The sequence below is a fragment of the Stieleria mannarensis genome, assembly GCF_014154935.1.
GTDB lineage: Bacteria > Planctomycetota > Planctomycetia > Pirellulales > Pirellulaceae > Stieleria > Stieleria mannarensis.
This window is the reverse complement of the sequence record NZ_JACEHH010000019.1, coordinates 137,589-157,472: the sequence shown is the minus strand read 5'-3', so window position 1 is coordinate 157,472 and position 19,884 is coordinate 137,589. Positions and strand designations below refer to the sequence as shown.

At 60.7% G+C, this 19,884-nt stretch carries 17 protein-coding genes; 8 read left to right on the top strand and 9 right to left on the bottom strand.

Going from position 1 to position 19,884, the window contains the following annotated elements; genetic code table 11:
• Positions 1-46: 46 nt before the first annotated feature.
• Complete coding sequence (locus H1B37_RS14750; protein ID WP_182867424.1) at positions 47-3,547, bottom strand: YfbK domain-containing protein; 3,501 nt, start codon at positions 3,545-3,547, stop codon at positions 47-49.
• Positions 3,544-4,155 carry an RNA polymerase sigma factor gene (locus H1B37_RS14745; RefSeq protein WP_353620845.1) on the bottom strand — a complete coding sequence of 204 codons (612 nt, stop codon included), beginning with the start codon at positions 4,153-4,155 and terminating at the stop codon, positions 3,544-3,546. Before H1B37_RS14745 ends, H1B37_RS14750 begins: the two co-directional genes overlap by 4 nt.
• 491 nt (positions 4,156-4,646) lie before the next feature.
• Here H1B37_RS14745 and H1B37_RS14740 point away from each other — a divergent pair, with 491 nt between their 5' ends.
• The 4 genes from H1B37_RS14740 to H1B37_RS14725 all read left to right on the top strand — a co-directional run bounded on the left by H1B37_RS14740 (position 4,647) and on the right by H1B37_RS14725 (position 7,112).
• Complete coding sequence (locus H1B37_RS14740; RefSeq protein WP_182867423.1) at positions 4,647-4,979, top strand: DUF427 domain-containing protein; 333 nt, start codon at positions 4,647-4,649, stop codon at positions 4,977-4,979.
• Positions 4,980-6,311 carry an MFS transporter gene (locus H1B37_RS14735; protein ID WP_286177767.1) on the top strand — a complete coding sequence of 444 codons (1,332 nt, stop codon included), beginning with the start codon at positions 4,980-4,982 and terminating at the stop codon, positions 6,309-6,311. It begins immediately after the preceding gene.
• Positions 6,312-6,432: 121 nt separating this feature from the next.
• Positions 6,433-6,963 carry an NAD-binding protein gene (locus H1B37_RS14730; protein WP_182867422.1) on the top strand — a complete coding sequence of 177 codons (531 nt, stop codon included), beginning with the start codon at positions 6,433-6,435 and terminating at the stop codon, positions 6,961-6,963.
• Positions 6,939-7,112, top strand: coding sequence for a hypothetical protein (locus tag H1B37_RS14725; protein ID WP_353620844.1), 174 nt, complete (start codon positions 6,939-6,941; stop codon positions 7,110-7,112). Before H1B37_RS14730 ends, H1B37_RS14725 begins: the two co-directional genes overlap by 25 nt.
• A 124-nt stretch (positions 7,113-7,236) precedes the next feature.
• Here H1B37_RS14725 and H1B37_RS14720 read toward each other — a convergent pair whose 3' ends face one another.
• Complete coding sequence (locus tag H1B37_RS14720) at positions 7,237-8,256, bottom strand: NAD(P)H-dependent flavin oxidoreductase (RefSeq protein WP_182867420.1); 1,020 nt, start codon at positions 8,254-8,256, stop codon at positions 7,237-7,239.
• A 290-nt stretch (positions 8,257-8,546) separates the two neighbouring features.
• Here H1B37_RS14720 and H1B37_RS14715 point away from each other — a divergent pair, with 290 nt between their 5' ends.
• Complete coding sequence (locus H1B37_RS14715; RefSeq protein WP_286177766.1) at positions 8,547-10,082, top strand: hypothetical protein; 1,536 nt, start codon at positions 8,547-8,549, stop codon at positions 10,080-10,082.
• 11 nt (positions 10,083-10,093) lie between these two features.
• On the opposite strand, the gene H1B37_RS14710 is transcribed toward H1B37_RS14715, so the two are convergent.
• The 3 genes from H1B37_RS14710 to H1B37_RS14700 all read right to left on the bottom strand — a co-directional run bounded on the left by H1B37_RS14710 (position 10,094) and on the right by H1B37_RS14700 (position 12,948).
• The gene (locus H1B37_RS14710; protein ID WP_182867419.1) at positions 10,094-10,555 is read right to left on the bottom strand and encodes a DUF1569 domain-containing protein; all 462 of its coding nucleotides are present in this window, start codon (positions 10,553-10,555) and stop codon (positions 10,094-10,096) included.
• A gap of 39 nt (positions 10,556-10,594) precedes the next feature.
• On the bottom strand, positions 10,595-11,440 hold the full coding sequence (locus tag H1B37_RS14705; protein ID WP_182867418.1) for a fumarylacetoacetate hydrolase family protein: 846 nt from the start codon (positions 11,438-11,440) through the stop codon (positions 10,595-10,597).
• A gap of 137 nt (positions 11,441-11,577) precedes the next feature.
• On the bottom strand, positions 11,578-12,948 hold the full coding sequence (locus tag H1B37_RS14700; protein WP_286177765.1) for a sulfatase family protein: 1,371 nt from the start codon (positions 12,946-12,948) through the stop codon (positions 11,578-11,580).
• A 248-nt stretch (positions 12,949-13,196) separates the two neighbouring features.
• On the opposite strand from H1B37_RS14700, the gene H1B37_RS14695 reads away from it, so the two are divergent.
• Complete coding sequence (locus tag H1B37_RS14695; protein ID WP_182867416.1) at positions 13,197-13,976, top strand: hypothetical protein; 780 nt, start codon at positions 13,197-13,199, stop codon at positions 13,974-13,976.
• Here H1B37_RS14695 and H1B37_RS14690 read toward each other — a convergent pair whose 3' ends face one another.
• Positions 13,977-15,353, bottom strand: coding sequence for a carboxypeptidase-like regulatory domain-containing protein (locus H1B37_RS14690; RefSeq protein WP_182867415.1), 1,377 nt, complete (start codon positions 15,351-15,353; stop codon positions 13,977-13,979).
• A 315-nt stretch (positions 15,354-15,668) separates the two neighbouring features.
• Here H1B37_RS14690 and H1B37_RS14685 point away from each other — a divergent pair, with 315 nt between their 5' ends.
• A complete protein-coding gene (locus H1B37_RS14685; RefSeq protein ID WP_182867414.1) occupies positions 15,669-16,577 on the top strand; it encodes a DUF6655 family protein in 909 nt (302 codons plus the stop codon).
• A 68-nt stretch (positions 16,578-16,645) separates the two neighbouring features.
• Here the strand turns inward: H1B37_RS14685 and H1B37_RS14680 are convergent, their stop codons facing one another.
• Complete coding sequence (locus H1B37_RS14680) at positions 16,646-17,680, bottom strand: S26 family signal peptidase (RefSeq protein ID WP_182867413.1); 1,035 nt, start codon at positions 17,678-17,680, stop codon at positions 16,646-16,648.
• A 167-nt stretch (positions 17,681-17,847) separates the two neighbouring features.
• Between H1B37_RS14680 and H1B37_RS14675 the strand changes: the two genes are divergently transcribed.
• Positions 17,848-18,951 carry a beta-ketoacyl-ACP synthase III gene (locus tag H1B37_RS14675; protein ID WP_286177763.1) on the top strand — a complete coding sequence of 368 codons (1,104 nt, stop codon included), beginning with the start codon at positions 17,848-17,850 and terminating at the stop codon, positions 18,949-18,951.
• Between the two features lie 160 nt (positions 18,952-19,111).
• On the opposite strand, the gene rnc is transcribed toward H1B37_RS14675, so the two are convergent.
• On the bottom strand, positions 19,112-19,864 hold the full coding sequence (gene rnc, locus H1B37_RS14670) for a ribonuclease III (protein ID WP_182867434.1): 753 nt from the start codon (positions 19,862-19,864) through the stop codon (positions 19,112-19,114).
• Positions 19,865-19,884 lie beyond the last annotated feature (20 nt).

Here is a 19,884-nt window from a genome sequence, read left to right as displayed (position 1 = left end):
ACCCTCCCTGCCAGGGAGGGTTTTGTCTTAACCTGAAACCTGAAGCTCAACCTCCGCCGATCTGTCGGGCTTGTCCGATCATCTGACGTAGTTGCTGGATTCGTTTCGCATTGCGGTAGGGTTCGGGCAATCCGGCCAGCAGGTCGGCGAGGGTTTTCAGTTCGACGCTTGCCCCCAGCGGTTCGCCTCGAAGCTTGGCGGCAAGCAGTGCGGCGGCGGTTGCCAGTTTCATCGACGGGGCGGCTTGATCGGGACGTGGTGCGTCGGGTTGGTAGGGGATCGGCCAACGGTTTTCGACCATTTGGCCGGTCGACAGATCACGGAACCGGACGGACACCGAGCCGACGTCGCCTTCGCCGTCGGGCAGGGCTTGGAATTGGTAGACGGCCACACCGGCTTCGGCGGCCGCCATCTCGGCCGCGTCGACTTTGTCGTTGCGAAAGTCTTCGGTTTTCAGCAGGTGCTTTTCGAAGCCCAACAGCTTGTAACGTCCGACCCGTTTGGGGTTGAATTCGATTTGCACTTTGACGTTCTTGGCCGACGGACGCAGCGCGCCGGCGATCTGTCGGACGAATCCGTCGTCGGCGTCTTGGGGGGAATCGAGCAGGTAGTAACGGCCATCGCCTTGGCGTGTGAGCGCTTCCAGGATTTCATCGTTCAAGCCTTCGGCGACGATTCCGGCGGCGTCGAGCGCGATTCCGGACTCGCGGATCGTCGTGATCAAACGCGACAGGCTTTCGGGGTTGGCATCACCCAGATTCACCGCGCCGTCGGTCAGCAGCACGATCCGGTTTTGTGCGTCGGCGTCGTGTTGTTCTTGTGCTTTCTCGAACGCCAATTGCAACGCGGCTTCGATGTTGGTGCCGCCTTGGCTGGGCAATCGCTCGATCAGTTCAACCAACTGATGTGACTGCCCGCCATCGACCTTGTCGGCCAACAATCGCGGCGTGCGTGCGAAACCGATCAGCGTGACCTGGTCGCCCGCTTTGAGTTGTTCAGCCAGCAGGGTGAACGCGCGGCGGACGGTTTGTTGGCGGTCGATGCGTTCCATCGACCCCGAGTTGTCCAGCAGAAACGTCAGTCGCAGCGGCGTGCTGCTGGCTCGTCCGGCGGCGGCCGTTCGCATCGAAACGCGAAGCAGGTTGCGTTGTTGCAGGAAGGGATGGATCGCTTGTTCGAGTTGGCAGGAGACCTTTTCGTCTTGACCGGGCATCGGGTCGCCATAGTCCAGGGCGTTGACGAATTCCTCGATGCGAATTTTCCCCGCCTCGGGCCATTGGCCTTGAGCTAGTGCTGCGGCGGCCAGTTTGAACGACACATCGCTGACGTGCAGCGAGAAAGTTGAAAACGCTTCCTCACCGGCGTTCTTTTCATCCAGCCCCGCGGGAACAGGAGTCTTCTCCACGCTCGATCGCTTTAAGAATTTCGATTTGGAAAGTATTTCCGGGATCAACCGCTCCGGCCCGGAAAGATTCGCTTGGCCGTTGCTTCGGCTGGCGACTTCGCCACGCTGTTGCAGTCGTTCCAACTCTTGAAGACTCTTGCTGTTGGCTTGATCGGCGGTTGCGCGTCGGCTGAATCGTTCGAGTCCTTCCAAGTTGGAGGCGATGCCCTGGGCTTGATCGGTTTGCAACTTGCCGCGCTGCGACTGGGGTGATTGGGGCTGCGCCGATTGTGGTAGCCTCTGGTCATACCAGCGGTCGGCCGGTTGCGGAGCCTTTTCGGCCGGCTGGATACCGTAGGAGAAATCTTTGCCGGTCATCGTTGCCTTTCGGCCCGACCCGGTAATCTGCAATCCCAACTCGGGGACGTATTCCTCCATCTCGGAAATCTGTTCGCCCAACCCGGAAATGCGTGTTTCAGCCGCAGCAAGGCCCCGTGTCTCTGATGCCCTAGTCTCGGGAACGATGATCCGCCCCTTGGCGATCGGCGCTGTGGCCGGTTCGGGAGATGCGATGTCGCCTAGCTCGGCCAATTCTTTCGTGGCATCGGCCGGTCTGTTTGCTGGGCTTGGTGCGATGGAACGACTTGGCATGGAGAAGGACGGGACGATGGAATCAGCGTAATGATCGGCCGCAGCTTCGCCCGACTTTGGAGCGGCAATCCCCCCGCCCATCCCCATCGCGCCGCCCATCCCCATCGCGCCGTCCATTTCCATTGCGCCGTTCATTTCCGTTTCACCGCCCGTCCCCATTCCGCCCAATCCCAGCATCGACGTGTCCATGCCCATTTCGAATCCCGCGTCGTCCTTCGCTTCCTCCCACAGGTTTTGGCCGTTCTGCGCGATTTGTTGTTGCGGTGCGTCCAGCTGTTTTTCCAATTGCTGTTCCACGGAACCTTGTCCACCCGCCATGCCGCCGCCGAATCCTCCTCCAGCGGCGACGCCAAAGTTGTTGTTTTCGGCGACGTCAAAATCCGAGGGCCCTGCGGGCGGCGTCATCAGATCCAGGTTCTTGGACCGCTCGACGCCACTGCGGTCGTCGGCGAGTTGCTCGATTCCACCCCGCTGCATTCCGGCGCGACCAAATCGCCAGGTCGAACTCTCGGCGAACGATTGTGCATCGGCCGCCAGCGAATCAACAGGCGGAGGTTCAACCGCCAAAGATTCGTCGGAGGAATCAAATTCCTGGTCGAACCGCTGCCGTCGGCCGGCTGAGATTGGTGGCGTCGATTCCGCTTGGGTTCCAAGTCCTTTGGCTTCGAAGGACTCACGCTTCAACTTGTCGGCTTGATTCGCGACGGACGCCGAGTCGGACAGAGCTACCTGGGGAACCGTGGGGAAATACTGGACGTCGTCCTGCAAGTAGTATGCGGACGGTTGATCTGCTTCGGCGACAATCGTTCCTGCGGCAAGGTGGTCTTCGATGGCCGACAGGGAGGCTTTCGAATCCATTTCGAAATCAACCGCTGGTGCGCTGGTCGGTTCGCTCGGCTTGGACGCTCGGCCGTTGCGGAAACGCCGTTCGGTACCACTTTGGGCTTCTTCCAGTTCGGCGAACAGCATCGTTGAGGGCGCTGCGCTGGCGGCCTCGGGGGCGGAAGCCTCGGCGGCGCTATCGGGCAACTGCATCGAATAATTGCGCATCTCCAGCACCTGTCGGCTATCGGCCGCGGCCTGACCGACTCGGGATGCCCGGGTGGCGCGGAGCAAGACGTACGATCCGGTGGCGAGCATCAAGAACAAACCGGCGACGCACAGGGAGACCGTGACCCGGGTGACGTTCCAGAACCGGTTGGACCGAACCAGTGATGGCAGCCCGCCGGGGGCTTCCGTCTGACCGCTGATGACCGACAGCACCTTGCCGCGCCGGTCCGCAGGCAGTTTCCAATCCTGGTCGTCGGCCGGTGGTTCTTCACCCGCGGCGACTTCACACATCAGCGAGTCGACGGATTCGAGTTCCTGCTTCAAGGCCTGCAAGTCGGGACGCGTTTGAATCAAACGTTCCAGTTGTTCCCGCTCCGCAGCGGACACTTCGCCATGAACGAGCGCAGCGATGCGGGCTTCCAGATCGGAGTCCATGCGGTCGTTTTTAGATTCTTCGTTCATGACTTTCCGTCGATTCCGAGCGGCCGGAGCTTGCCGGCCAGCTGCTTTAAAATGTGGTGCAATCGGTAACCCACGTTGCCGATGCTGAGTCCCGTCCGGGCGCTGATGTCGCTGTAGCTGAGGTTTTCGAAATACTTGAGTTTCACCAATTGTTGATCGGTCGGATCGAGCTGGTCCATGCTTTGGCGGAGCGCCGCAACGGCCTCCATCCGCAGCAGCATTTCTTCGGGGGATTCGTCCGGCGTGTCGCCGAATCCGGTTTCGTCGTAGGCCGATGGCGGCTTGCCGTCATCGGTGTGAAGCGATTCGCGTTTGAGGTGTCGGAGGTAGCTGAAGGCGCGATTGCGGACGCTGCGGAACAGCCAGGCACCGGGGTTCTGGACGTCCTCCCAACGCGCGTGTAGTTGCAGAAACACGTCTTGCACGATCTCCTCGGCCACCGCGCGTCGCCCGGTCAGCGAAAACGCATATCGCAACAGCGGTGTCTCCTCGGCCTCAAACAGCGCGCGCAGGGTGGGCTTTGACGCACCCTCGGCACCCGATGGTTTGAGATCAGGAGTCTGTTTCAACATGAATTCGGTTCGGTCCGCCTGGCAACTTTGAATCACGACCCCTTATCCTCTCACAAGACCAGACTCGCCGCGAAGGAATTTCTTAGTGGGATTCCGGCGTTTTTTCCAAGATTCGCGGGGGAGCGTGTCGGCGTGGCATGGAAGGTGGGCAGAATGATCGGGCCAGAACGATGGGGGGATTGCCTGCGGGAAGCGTAAGCGAGCGACCCGTGCTCGATAGGGGCAAAACGATGGAGGCAAAACGATGGAGGCAAAACGATGGGGGCGGAAGGATGGGAGGCGGAACGATGCGGGCGGAATTCACGTGTGGCCCACTCCCCGCGTCTCTCACATCATTCTGCCCCGAATCATTCTGCCTTTCCCACCACGACATTGTTTTGCCCCCATTGTTTTGCTCCTTACCCGCCGGCGCTCATCCGCCCGGACCTCGATCCACGCATCAGGCAGGGGAAGGACTTGCGGAGTTTGTGTATGTTGGGGGGCTGACGATTCCCGGATCTGCGTCAGCCCTAAAGTACGAGACCCTGATGGCCACTGCGAAATGGAACGGAACGATCATTGCCCAAAGTGACGACACGCTGGTCGTCGAGGGAAACCATTACTTTCCGGCCGAAAGCGTCGATGCGTCGCGTTTGCGTCCCAGCGACTACCAGACAACATGCGGCTGGAAAGGCGTCGCCAGCTACAAGAGCATTGAGGTCGACGGCAAGATCAACGAAAACGCCGCATGGTACTATCCCGATCCCAAGCCCCAAGCAGATAGCATCCGCGGCCGCTTTGCGTTTTGGAAAGGCGTTGTCGTCGAAGGGGCCAGCGGCGTCGACCAGGCTCCCGACGACGCCGAGTGCGAGATCGAGTAGTTGACCGATTCTGCCGCAGAACCGGTTGCTTTGACGTCGCTTCGCAGGCTGGTGATGATGCTCGCGCTGGTCACCGCGGGCGAGGCGGTGTTCTTTTTGCCGTTCGTGTTGCCGCGCATCTTTCGGCCGACGCTGTTGGACGTTTTCGAGATCACCAACTTCCAGTTGGGCGTGGCGTTTTCGATCTACGGCGTCGTGGCGATGCTGGCGTACTTCCCCGGTGGTCCGCTGGCCGATCGATTTGACGCGCGGAAGCTGATGGCAATTGCTTTGGTGGCAACGTCCGCCGGCGGATTGATGATGGCGACCCTTCCTTCTTTGAACGTGGTGAAGTCGCTGTACGGTTTTTGGGGCTTGACCACAATTTTGCTGTTTTGGTCCCCGCTGATCCGAGCGACTCGGCAGTGGGGCGCCGCCGGATCGGCGGGGCGAGTCTTGCCGGGACGGGCCTTCGGGATTCTCGACGGCGGTCGCGGTCTGATTGCCGCGTTGATCGCCAGCGTTTCGGTTTGGTTGTTCGCGGCATTGATCCCCGCCGACGTGCAAGCGGCAACCGCGGTCGAGCGGTCGCGGGCTTTCGGAAACGTGGTGCTGCTGTTTTCCGCGGTCACGTTTCTGTCCGCCGTGTTGCTGTGGTTTGCCTTGCCACGCAATCCCTCGCCGCGTGTCGTGGGGGATCAAAGACCTGCGGTGAGTGGAGAAATCATCGCAGTGATGCGGATGCCGTCGGTCTGGCTGCAGGCCGTCGTGGTCGTGTGCGCTTACGTGGCCTACAAGGGACTTGATGACGTGTCGCTGTATGCCAAAGAAGTCTTGTTGTTCGACGAAATCCAGGCCGCAACGATCGGCACGGTGTCGATGTGGATGCGTCCTCCGGCGGCGGTCGCGGCCGGCCTGGTCGCGGACCGATTCGGCGTGTCCAAGTCGACGATAGTGAGTTTTTCATTCGTCGCCGCTGGCACCGGTTTGTTGGCGACCGGCTTGCTGCGTCCCGGAGCGTTGGTCTTGTTTTTTGTGACGCTGGTCACGACCAGCGCGGCCGTCTTTGCACTTCGCGGGTTGTACTTTGCGTTGATGGAAGAAGGACGCGTGCCGATGGGACGGACCGGTACGGCGGTCGGGATCGTTTCGGTCGTCGGTTACACGCCCGATGTGTTCATGGGGCCCTTGATGGGCTGGCTGCTCGATCGCTCCCCCGGCGAACCGGGGCATCAACATCTATTCGCGGCCATCACCGCATTCGCCATCACGGGGCTGGTTGCCACGATCGTGTTCCGCAGCCTTTCGCGCAAAACCGGCAAATTGAAATCGGCGTCCGGGTGGCCTCGCTGAGTTTAAACTTAGCGGTATTGGGCGAAAGCCTGCACACCAGCGTTTCTGCCGCTCCTGCCCCCTGTCGGCAATCCCCACTTGTTCTCCGGCCCCGCGGACCCCATCACTGCTGCCAAAGGCGATGACGCAAACGCTTCTTCGCGACTTGCTGTTCATCCTGACCGCAGGCTTGCTGTCCGGATTGGTCTGCCGATGGCTGCATGTGTCGGTGTTGCTGGGCGTCGAAGCGGGGGTATTGAGTGAACTCGACTACCAGCGTGTCGTCGTGACCGCGGTGGGGTCGCTGGTCTTGACTCCGTCGCTCTTGCAATTTGGACTACGCCTGGTCCGTGACGAAGTCGGTCCAATCGAATCGGAGCCCGCCGAAGTCGCGGACACGATCGTCACGCGCCTGGCGACCATCATCGGCGCCGGCCCGATCGGATCGCGGATCGCATCGCAGTTGGAAACGGCCGGCAAAGACGTTTGTCTGGTCGACCTCAGCCCCGTCAATCTGCATCCCTTTTCGCAGCTCGGATTTCGCACCGTCGCCGGTGACGCCAGTGACCCCCAGATCCTCCACCGCGCCGAAACCCCCACGCGTCGGTCATCGTCGTGTGTGTCCCCAACGACCAGGTGGCGATCGGTGTGGTCCGCGCGATCCGCAAGCTGAACCGCCACGGCAAGCTGCTGGTCCGCTGCCGCTACCAATCCAGTGTCGCCAAGCTGGTTCGAAGCGGTGCCGATGTGGTCGTGACGGAAGAGACCGAAGCGTCACTGGACCTGTTGCGTGAACTGAGCCAATTGGAACATCCGGAATGAAACTCTGTACGCCCGTCCGGCCTTCTTCAAAGCAATCTTCCCGCTTCCCAAAATCTTCCCACCTCCAAAATCTTCCTGCCCCGTCATTTTCCTACCCCACCATTTTCGACGTTCAACTCGCTCCCTAATCCTCCCGCCCAGCGAGTTGATCCAACACCGTTTCGGCGTCGCTGACCATTCGACCGATCACCGTTGCCGCGGTCTCGATCGCAGTCACTTGCCCAGCGACCTGGCCGCCGAACATCGCCAGCTTTTCCAATTGGCCCGTCATCGATTTCAACGGCGAATCGGTGCTCATTAGATACACCGGACGCCCTTCCTCTTCGGCGACTTGTTCTCGCGGCATGTCTTCGCCGCGGTGTCCGAACGGATCGTGTTCGTACTTGAGCGTGCTCTCGTTCTTGATCACGCGCACCGGACTGTGCGGCGGCCAGTTGATCGCAAACGCATCGGTGTGCAGCGTGTCGGTCGCATCGGCGTTGACGATCCGCTGTTTGTGAATGTCATGGGCAAACGATTCCTGTGTGGCCAACAACACCGTGCCACAATGAATCCCTTGGGCGCCCAGTGCCAGCGCGGCGACCAGCGAGCGACCGGAACCGAACCCGCCCGAACCGATCACGGGAATCGAGACCGCATCGACGACTTGGGGCAGCAAGACCAGCGAGGTCACAGATCCATGGATGTGCCCACCGCCTTCGACGCCTTGGGCAATGATCGCGTCCGCTCCGGCAGCCTCCGCCTTGATCGCCTGTTCCACGTCGCCGACCTGATAAACGACTCGGCAGCCGGCTTGTTTGGCTCGCTTGACCGCGTCGGGCACGACGTCCCAAAAGTAAACCATCGTGTGCACGCCGGCATGGACGCAGGCATCGAGTTCCAGTCGAAACAGTTCCGGCTCCGTGGCCGCGGGAATCAGGTTGACTCCGAACGGTTGGTCGGTCCGCGACCGCACCTCGTCGATTTGTTGACGAATCCGCTGCGGCGATTCGCGGACCATGCCCAAACACCCGAATGCTCCCGCGGCCGACACCGCCGCGACCAGTTCTGCCCGCGCCACACCGCCCATGCCCGCCTGCAAGATCGGGTAGCGACAGCCCAGCAGGTCACAGATCGGTGTCCAAAGCGGTTCGGTGGACGGCATCACGTTTTCCCTTACGGTGGTGTAGGTCGAAGCAGCGGCTGTTGATCCGGCGTATTCTACACCCTTCGATGTGCATTCAGAGTCCTTCCCAGGACGATTCGTTTCGTCCCCCGACGCGGACGATCTGCGACACCAAACCAACCTTCCAACGCGTGTGAATCATCCCCTCCATTTTTTCAGTCTCCCAGCTTTTCGACAACACCACGGCATGACGTCTTTCGTCCGGAGCACTTTGCAGTCGCGATTGCGAGTAAACTGCTGAGTCACTCGTTCTGCTTCAAGGAGCTGCTATGACACTGAAACACAACTCGCTTTCTCGACGCCGCTGGTTGCAATCGGCCGCTGCCGGCACCATCGCCGCCGCGGTCGGATCGACTGAAAATCGCTCGTTTGCCGCCGACGAATCGCCCGAAGTTGTCGCCATCGGTTCACGACGGGAGTTGTTTGTCGACGATGAATTGATCGAGTCGCTCGACGATATCGACTTGGTTCTGCATCGCCCCCGCGACGAAGGCCAGGTGCTGGCGTTTGACGAACCCTGGGAAGGCGGTTTTTGCGCCTACGCCACCGTGATTCGCGACGGCGACCGACTGCGTTTGTACTATCGCGGGCTCGGGGTCGCCGGCCAAGACGGCAATCGCAGCGAAACGACCTGCTATGCCGAGTCGACCGATGGTGTCGATTGGACCAAACCCGACTTGGGACTGTTCGAAGTCAAGGGGACGCGGCAGAACAATGTCGTGCTGTCCGACGCGGCGCCGGTCACGCACAACTTCAGCCCGATGTTGGACACTCGTCCGGGCGTTCCGCAGGAACAGCGTTACAAGGCGCTTGGTGGGACGGTCAAAAGCGGCCTGGTCGCCTGGGTCTCGGCCGATGGCACTCGGTGGCGCAGGTTACAGGACGCTCCCGTGATTCCCAGCGATCAGGTTCCGTTCCCGCACTTTTTCGATTCCCAGAATCTGGCGTTCTGGTCGACGGCCGAGCAACAGTACGTTTGTTTCTTTCGTGTGTTCCAAGACAAGATCCGCCGGATCGCTCGCTGCGTCAGTGAGGACTTCGTCCATTGGTCGCCGCCGGTGGTGATGGACTATCGTCATCGGGGCGGCCAGGCCCCGATCGAACACTTGTACACAAATCAAACGCACCCGTATTTCCGCGCCCCGCATCTGTACGTTTCCATCGCCGCGCGTTTCATGCCCCGGCGACAGGTCTTGACCGACGATCAAGCTCGGGCGATCAACGTCAATCCTCGCTACTTCAAAGACACGTCCGATGCGATCCTGATGACCGCGCGACCGGGACGTGAGTACTACGACCGAACGTTTTTGAGCAGCTTCGTGCGGCCGGGCATCGGAGCCCGCAATTGGGTGTCGCGGACCAACTATCCGGCCTTGAACGTGGTCCAGACCGGGCCGACGGAGATGTCGGTCTACCTGAATCAAGACTATGCCCAGCCGACCGCCCATCTGCGACGCTATTCGATGCGGTTGGACGGCTTTGCGTCGGCGCAAGCCGATTACCATGGTGGCGAATTGGTCACCAAGCCGTTGACGTTCACCGGATCACAATTGGCGATCAACTTCGCGACCTCCGCCGCCGGGGGCATCCGCGTGGAGATGCAAGACGAAAACGGCCAGCCGATTCCGGGCTACACGCTTGACGAATCACGCGAGCAAATCGGCAACGAGATCGATCGAATCGTGAGCTGGAGATCCGGCCCCGACGTCTCGCCGCTGGCCGGACGCCCCGTGCGACTCCGCTTCGCCATGAAGGATGCCGATCTGTTTGCCATGCAGTTCAGCGATACGGCAACGACCGGATAAGTGCGGCATGTTCAGGACACCGGGTGGACAAACCCCAAATGGCCTTCGAAGTGTCGACATTGCAGTGCGTCGTGCTGTTGACGTGTCATGTTGCCAAAGAACACGTGCTTGGGCAACGGATCGGCCGCCTTGAATCGCCGGTACGCGTCACGAAGATGCTTGAGTCCGTCTTCGGTCGAAACGGCCTCGCTGGGCCAGAGCACGTTTTGTGCTTTAGATGGCAATTTGAACCCAGTGCTGGCCTTTCGCAACACCATCGGGCGGACCATGCGGGAGAGGATTCGCATCGGCAGCGCCGCCGGCGGCATCTCGCGCTCGTGCATCGCAACCTCCAGGGTGCGGGCCAGGTGTTCCAGGATTTGCCCGAGCGAAAACTGGCCCGTGGTCCGCGTGGGCGACGCGGCCAGTCGCTCGGCTTCCGCCATCGCCTCTTCTATCGAACCAAAACGGAGCTTGCGGTGTTCAACGGCCATGAGAATGCCCAAAGGGGACGGGGGTTGATTTCGCCATCGCTACTGGCAGGTGTTCGTCAGCGTTCCGATGCCGTCGACGATCACGCTGCATCGGTCGCCGGGGCGCAGGTACACCGGCGGGTCCTTGGCATCGCCGACCCCCGGTGGTGTGCCGGTGAAGATCACGTCGCCGGGTTTCAGCGTGACGAACTTGGACAGGTGCGCGATCGTCGTGGGGATATCAAAGATCAATTGCGCCGTGGTGCTGTCCTGGACGATTTCGCCGTTGAGTTCCATTTGCACCCGCACGTTTGACGGGTCGGGCAGTTCGTCGGTCGTCACGACACAAGGCCCCAGCGGCGCGAAGGTGTCGAACGTCTTGCCGAGCAACCACTGGCCACCCGGACGCCCCTTTTGCCAATCACGTGCCGAGACGTCGTGGCCACAGGTGTAGCCATAAACGTGCTGCATGGCATCCACCACAGGAATGTCACGTCCTTCGCGGCCGATCACGACGACCAATTCGGCTTCATAGTCGACCTTTTGGGAAATCGACGGCAACTGAATCGCTTGGCCGTGCCCGATGACCGACGTGCTGAACTTGTTGAAAACGACCGGTTCGGATGGGATCGGCGAATTCGTTTCGATCGCGTGATCGCGATAGTTCAACCCGATGCAAATCACTTTTTCAGGCGTCGGAACCGGTGGCAACAACGCCTCGGGGGCCGGCGACCAGTGTTCGGCGGCGATCGAGTCTGGATTCGGTACGTCATCTGACCGTAATCCGAACAACTCTGCTTCCGACGGTGCGGCGTCCATCACCAATCGCAGCGGACAAACCTGGTTGTTTTGATAGTACGCGTACTCGGGGCGTCCGTCAGGACCTGGGATGCGACAGATTGGCATGGGGCAATCATCATTGAGCAGAAAGGATTGGGTCAGCGGGATCATCCTGCACTGTTGATGCACGGCTGCCAACCCGGCAACCGGTCGTTGTCGGTGGAGGTAGGAAGATTTTCTACCTCGTCAAAAAAACATGACCTTTAGAAATCCGAAATCATCTGTTCGCGTAGTTTCATCAACTCGATCACCAGATCGCTCCGCTCGCCGGCCAAATTCTGTTGCTCGCCAGGATCGCGGCTCAGATCTGCCAGGAACAACTTCTCTTTCAATTGACCGCCTCGGATTTGTTGGGTTTGCGGCAATGTGGTGTCGCGCGGATTTCCGATCAATTTCCATCGGCCGCGGCGCACGGCCCATTGCGGCGAGCGACCGCCGCCCATCTGCCAATAGAACTGTTCGCGTGGTGCCGCCGTGTTGTTGACCAACACATCCACCATCGAAACGCCGTCCAGCTTGGTTTCGGGCAACTGGACGCCGCACCACTGCGCGACGGTCGGGAACCAATCGCAAGACGTCATGAATTGGTCGCGGGTTTCACCGGCCGGTAACCGGCCTGGATACCGGACCACACTGGGCACCCGGATGCCGCCTTCGAACAAAGAAAACTTCGCACCGCGGTACGGCCCGGCATTGCCGCCACCACCAAAGGCTCGCGTTTCCGTACTGTGTCCATGGTCGGGTTGATAAATCACGATCGTGTTGTCGGCCAACCCCTGATCCTCCAGATAGTCCAGCACCATTCCGATGTACTGGTCCATCGTCGAGACGAACGCGCAGTACTCACGGCGCGGCGTCGGCAACTCGCGATAGTGTTCCAGCCACTCGGGTGTGCCCTGGTAGGGATAGTGGGGCGCGTTGAACGCCCAGTACAGCAGCCAAGGTTTTGAGTTCGGTCCCTCGCCGGATTGTCGGTCGATGAACTGTTTGCAACGATCGACCATCAATTGTGGAAAGTACTCGCCCGGGCGATGCACCTCCGTCCCGTTGTCCCACAGGTCGTGCCGGTTCGGGCCCGACCAGTAAAAGAAGTGTGAGAAGTTATCGATGCAGCCTTCCAGGTGACCAAACCAACGATCGAATCCCTGGCCGGCCGGATTGATCGTGTCGGTGCGTCCGAGGTGCCACTTGCCGACGTGCCCGGTCGCGTACCCGGATCGGCGAAACGATTCGGCGATCGTGATCTCTTCGGTCCTCAGGTCCCCGTTGCCGGGTTGTCCGGCGCGCGCCGGATACCGTCCGGTCAACAGTCCGACGCGGCTGGCCGAACAGACCGGTGCGGCGGAGTACATTTGGGTGAGCTGCAGCCCTTGTGCGGCCAAGCGGTCCATGTTGGGTGTTTCTAAGTCCTCGACACCGAAACACCCCATGTCGATCGAACCTTGATCGTCGCCATAGATGATCAGCACGTTGGGACGTTGGGAGGTGTCACGTGAGGCTGCTGAAGCCGTCGGGTCGGCATCCTGTGCCGCGGTCGCAGACGCGATGGCAACGATCAGCGCAATGGTAAGCAAAAAAGATTGAATCGGTCTCATGGCAGGGGATGGGTGGGGAGAGGGCGAACGACCATCTAGACGGGATAGTGTAACGCGATCGTGACGATTGTACCGACAACAGGATCGTCAGCGGCCCCGGAATGGATCTGCCAACATCGCGAGTGGTGCGATCGCGACGAAGAGTTAGTCGTAGCGAGATGGTCGCGTCGGGAACTCGACCGAACGCATCGTCGCTCCGCCGACAGTCTTTGCACGGGCTTCCTGTCATGAATTCCAACCATCTTTCGCGCCGACGCTTCGCTTTCTGGGCCGGTTTCGCGATGTTCTCGCTCGGTGAGCGGATCTCCGCCGACGGGCTCGACGACTTGGCCGCGGTTGCAACGTCCATCGCCGGCAGCGATGGTGTCGACCGATTGCCCACCGACATCGTCCCATCGACATCGGCCGCCGAACGTGCGAGGGCCGAACACTGGTCCGTGGTCCGCAATGCATCGTGGCGCTGGTACGAGCGTGAGAGTTTGATCGACGGGAACTACTGGAAAACCACCGGTATCACCACGCCGATCCATCGCGAAACGGGAAAACGGCATGTCGGAAAAGCGGGCTATTTGGACGAACGACTGGTTCCTGCTGTGATGTTGGTCCCGGCAGACCGCAAACGTCTCGGATACTCGATCCTGGCGGTCGATTCGTGGCAAGACCGACAATTCGCGAACATCATTGGCGCCGACGTTTCGTCGATCAATTCCCAAGACCCGGAAACCATGCCGGTGGAATTCGGGGATCGCAGCCGGCCCGATGCGGGGCGCAGCAGCGGGGAGCGGCGCAGTCGTCACGGGCGACCGCCGAGCGATTGGCTACTGAGTTTGGAAGCCGACGAAATCAGAATCTGGCTGGCAAACGTCGAGATCCAAGAAGCGATGGTCAGTGGCATGACGTTTTGGACCCACCTGACTCGCGACCACTCCTTCGATCCGAAGAAGATCTGTGGATTAACCGAAGCGGAACTGGCCGAATTGCACGGGGCGGCCCACGAAGGCTTTTAGTCACTTCGCAATCAGATTGACGTCGTGATGGTCCTCGCCTTTGATTTGAACCCTGGTGGGGTCGGTTCGGTCGCTGGTACGCCCAGGGTTCGGCTTGCCGGTGACGAGGTAATCGCCTGGTGGAATATTTGTGAACGTGTAAGTCCCATCGGCGTTGATGTTGGCCGACCCTCCCCAGCTGCCGCGTTTGGATTCATCGCCGCGGCCGGCATCGGCCTGTTCGATTTCAACGATGTACTTGGACGTGACCGCTTGTCCGTCGGCACTGACAACCGACACCTTGACCGTTCCGGTGGCCAGCAACTTCAAAACAATCGGCGACTCGCCGGTGTCGTGTTCGTTCAGTACTGAGTTGTAGAAATAGCCCCGCGTGCGGCTGATGAATTTGAGTTTGCCGTGGGGCACGTCGGTCACCACGAACTCGCCGGCGGAATCGGTCTTGTATTCGTGTTCGCCCGCGACGCGGTAAACGTTTCCCGAGCGGTCGATAGAGTTGCTGACGCGGATCACGACGTCAGGGATCGGTTTCCCTTGGCGGTCGACAGCGCACACACGCACCTCGGCAGCTTTGGCCAGGGTCACATCCAGCTTCTTGAACGTCGTCTCCTTGAACGAGTGATAGTATTTGTCTTTGGACGCGAATCCTGGGGCGGTGACCACGACCTGATGTGTGCCCTCGGGGATCCCGGTCGCCAGGAAGGCCCCCTCGGCGTCATTCGTTGCTGTGATCCGGTCCGCGTCTTTGCCAATCGTGATCGTCGCAGCGGCGATCGGACGCCCGTCCGCATCACGGACACGGCCCTGGAGCGCCGCACCTTGATCGGCCGTCAGCCCGTTGGATTCCAGACGTTCATCGACGACCGACAACGCCCGCGGAATCGTTAGCGAATCCCACTCGATCCGATCGCTGAGGTAAACGACCAGCTCTGTTTTGGGCCCTTGGCCTTCTTCTCCCGGCGGCAACAAGCCCATTTTCGCATCACACAGGTGCTGCCAATTGCTCGGTCGCCAGACCACGAACTGCCAGTCGATCGGTTGCGGCTTGGTTTTGTCGGTGACATTCAACCAGAAACTGTTCTGGACGCCGCTGCGAACGACCAGTTGCTTGCGCGGCGAGTCGACTTGGACGAATAGGTCGATGGCGACTTGCAGGTCGGCGGTTGTGCCGGAGTACTCGAAGTGGTATTGCCCGCCGCCAAAGGGCGGCCCCTCCCACCATGCGATTCGTGTTTTCAGGTTGGCCAGCGGCAATGCCCCCTCGGGCAGCCCCTTCACGTTGATCGGTTCGTCCCTCCCGCCGGTGATCAAGGCATTGGCCGGGGATGCCATCGCGGTGCATAGACCGATCACGAGCAACACACATCGAATCATGACCATCGTCTTGAGTCCTCCTCAGCGGTGTTTCAAACCAGACAGCGAATGATCCACTGTATCGCCAGACGAACGAGCAACCTGTCTCTTAGGAAGAAATTCCGTTTTTCTAGCGATTTCCCCTGCCGATGCGACCGGGCCGCACCCCCGCTCAAATCGCGACGTGCGAACCGGACTTGCCAGCGATGGCCGGGAGCGGTTAACAGTGACCCTTGACGCCGCCTCGCCGACTCCTTCCAACAATCCCCTCCGACTCGCCGCTGCTACCTTCGCTAGATGTTTCACGCCGCTGGAATCCGAACTCCGCTAGCATTGCGGAACGTGCAGGCGCTGGTATGCAACGCGTTGGTCGCGACGGCACTGCTGCAAACGGGCTGTGGGACGACGCGCAACTATGGGGCGACCGAACAATTGGTCGTCAGCGATGCCGTCGATCGCAGCGTCCAACACATTGATTTTCGGCCGCTCTCGGGACGCAAAGTTTACTTGGATTCAAGCTACTTGCGGCAGGTCAAGGGAACCGGATTCGTCAACGCAGAGTATGTGATCAGCGCGTTGCGGCAACAAATCCTGGCCGCCGGTTGTTTGTTACAGGATTCGGCCAACGATTCGGAAGTGGTCATCGAGGCCAGGATCGGTGCGTTGGGTTCGGACGAACATCAGGTGACCTATGGGATTCCAGAAAACAATTCCTTGAACAGCGCGGCCAGCGCGATCCCCAACGCGCCGACCATCCCGACGCTGCCCGAATTGTCGCTGGCGCGGCGGGAGGCTCGTGAAGCGGCCGCCAAGATCGCGGCCTTTGCCTACGACCGTGAAACTCGAAAACCGATCTGGCAGTCGGGCGTGCGGCATTCGATCGCGACGGCCAAGAACACCTGGGTGATGGGCATCGGACCGTTCCAGGGAGGAACGATTCGCGAAAAAACCAAATTGGCCGGGAGTGGATTCCAGTTCGGTCGACGAAGCCGGAACGCGTCGGTCGCCGAACACTACGACCGCCCACCGGTGGATTACAACGCCGAAACACGCTTCAACCAGGGCTACCCCGCGTTCGGCGACTCCGTCGATGGGCACGAAATGCTCGCCTCCGACGGCGGCACTCAAGATCCGAACGTCCCGACGCCCCCGGAACTCGAATCGTCAGAGGAAGCCAATGAGAAAACCGACAAGCCGGACGAGCCGGTGAGGGTGGCCAAAGGGCCCAAGCCTTCAAGACCGAAGAAGTGACCGGCGTGAAGACGGGATTTCAGGTTTCATGTCCACGCCCCCGGTTCCACACCTCATTTTCCTGCCCCCTATTTTTCTGTCGATCCCTTCTCGCCGGCGTCCGTAGGACGCACGACTCTTCCCAGGACCGCAGACTGTTTCAAGGGACCGACAGCTCGGCTGTCGACTGACACCGGCACGTTGTCTCCGACGACAAACACTTCGTCCGCGGCCAGTGTGATCGGATAGTCCACTTGGCCACTCGGTTGATCGTCACGGTACTCGATCTCTCGAAACACTCGCAGCGTGTAGCGTCGGGCTTGGCGTTGATCCAACTGCACGGCGATAGGGTGGGCCGCATCGAGTGCCGCCACCAGAGCCTCTCGTTCGGCGGATGCGACGGCAACCTCTGGACGTGCATCGCGGTAACGTGCCTGGCCGGAGCGTGTCGCGGTTGCAACGATGCAATGCAAGGGATCATAAAACGACACCGCCACCGACGGATTGGATCGAGGCGTCGGGATGCCCGCCCGCGGTCGGATCTGGACCACCAACCGATCGACGGGATTGAGAATGCGACGCACCGAGCGGTTGATCGGATAGTCGTCCACGACCGCGGTGATGCGACCGGCTTGATAGGGGTTGCGATAGCCGTAGACCAGCCAGTTGGCCGCTGCATCGCTGCGACCCCAATGATCGGGCTGCGATTCCACCGCCACGAGCGCCGGTGGCAGCAACGCATCTCGGTCCTGACCCGAATCAGCTCGAGATGCGATCATGTCTTCCAGTCGTCGTCCGTCGATGGTCAATCTGCCGTCGACCAGATCGACACGGTTTCCGCCGAGAGCGGCGATGCGTTTGACATGTTGTTTGCCGCCCCACTGGATCGCGACCACGTCACCAATCTCCAGCTCCCCGCGGACCTCACCGATCCGACAAACCTGGCCGTCCATCAGGGTGGGGGCCATCGAGTCGCCGACGATCTGAAACGCTGTCTTCGCTGAGCCATCGGTGGCAGTCACGCCGTGGGTCGATCGTTTCCCCCACTGATAGGCGCAGACGGAAACCGCGACAGCGAACGCTGCGGCCACCATCGGAACGGCGCGGCGAACCAGTGAGTTCATTGGCTGGGTTCATCAGCTGGGGGGGCGACGACCGGCGGATTCATCGTTGACCGGGTTCACCTGACGAAAAAACGAGCCCTCGTTATACTCCGTCGCGGCTGCCCGACGCAGACGCAACGTGTTTTCGTTGATTGATTCATGCCCGCTCCCGTGATGAATGCCTCCTGATGCCCGACCCGACCACGATTGATCGCACCGAACGAGCTTCCCTTCCCACGACACGAGGCCGAATGGGAGCGGCACCGGGAGTTCGCATCCTGGGATGCGGGTCCTATGTCCCGGATAACGTGGTCACCAACGAGGACTTGGCGGCACTGGGATGTGACAGCGATTGGATCGTGCGACGAACCGGGATACTCGAGCGGCGTCACGCGGCGGCCGACCAAGCCACCAGTGATCTGTGCTATGAAGCCGCCCTACGTTGTCTGGCCGACGCCTCGGTCTCGGTCGACGAAATCGATTTGATCCTGGTTGCCACCATCACCCCGGATCATTTCACGCCCTCGACGGCCTGTCATCTACAACGACGCCTGGGCGCGTTCGCCGCCGCGATGGACCTGGGCGCCGCCTGCGCGGGGTTTATGTACGCGCTGACGACCGCTGCCCAATTCGTCGCCGCCGGAAATGCGAAACGCGTGTTGGTCGTCGGCGCGGATTTGATGAGCCGAACGATCGACCCGCACGACAAAAAAACGTACCCGCTGTTCGGTGACGCCGCCGGCGCCGTCTTGATCGGCCCAGACGAAACACGCTGCGGCGACTCGAGTAGCGACGATGACGGCGACCAACCGCGTGACGCCGAAGGCCCGTCGGGGATCCTCTCGTACCAGCTGGGCAGCGAGGGGTGCGGCGGCGAAATGCTTTGCATTCCCGGCGGCGGCACCCGTTTGCCGCTGACCGATGAAGGTCTGCGCGATGGCATGCAGTACATGAAGATGGACGGCCGGAACGTGTTCAAATGGGCCGTTCGCGTGTTCGACGAAAGCGCCAAAGACGTCTTGGCGGCGGCACAGGTCGACGCCGACGAACTTGCGCTGGTCATCCTGCACCAAGCCAACCAACGGATCATCGACGCCGCCGTTTCCGATCTTGGCGTTCCCAAGGACAGGGTGTTCGTGAATCTCGATCGCTACGGAAACACCTCCGGGGCCAGTATCCCGCTGGCGATGGACGAAGCGTTCCGGCAAGGCAGACTGGTCCGCGGCGACTATGTGCTGTTGTGTGGATTCGGCAGCGGCTTGGCCTGGGGGACGGCGCTGCTGCGGTACTAGGGTGGACCGCAGCTTGGCATTGGATTGGGCGGGACAGTCGCCGTCCTCTCCGAGGTCGGCGCGGGGCAAAGCTTCGCTTTTTCGCGGCTCGCCGAGTTCGGAGAACACGGCGACAAATCGGAACGCATCGTCATGATGAAAACCGAGCGACGGTAGACGACTAGTTGGGATCCTCTGGCAGCGGATAGGGGAGCGGGTCGCCGTTCATTTCCGCCAACGCATTGGCTGCCGCTTTCTGTTCGGCCTCCTTCTTGTTGGTGCCCCACGCGGCGGTGTATTCACTGCCGTCGATGACCGCGCTGATCAAGAACGACTTTCGGTGATCGGGCCCCATCTCGCGTTTCAACCGATACATCGGCGTGCAAGCGATATCGCGTTGGGCACGCTGCTGGAGCGTCGACTTGTAATTCGTCGCCCCTTGGCTGGTCACGGCCATTTCAACCTCGCCCTTCAACCAGGTCTTCAATCGGTCCCGGACGATGTCGTGGCCGCCATCGAGATACAGCGCCGCCACAATCGACTCGAAAACGTCACTGACCAACGATCGCGGGTAGCTGCGATTGCGCGTCACCCCGCGGCCGACGATCAAACATTCGTCCAGTCCGATTTGACAGGCCACTTTCCCGCACGTTCGCCGACTGACCACGGCCGACTTGATCTTCGTTAAATCGCCCTCGTTGTATTCCGGGTACTCTTCGTACAACCACGAGCAGATGACGAAGCCGAGGATCGAATCGCCCAGGAATTCCAAACGCTCGTTGCTGGCCAGGCGATGCGACGCCCCGGATGCGTGCGTCAATGCATAACGCAACAATTCTTGGTCCTTGAACTGATAATCGATCAGCTGTTGGCAGCGAGAGAGTTTTTCGGAGTGGTCCAGGTCGCCCGATTCATCTCGCGGCGAAGCGACCAGACGAACATCGTCGCCCGTCC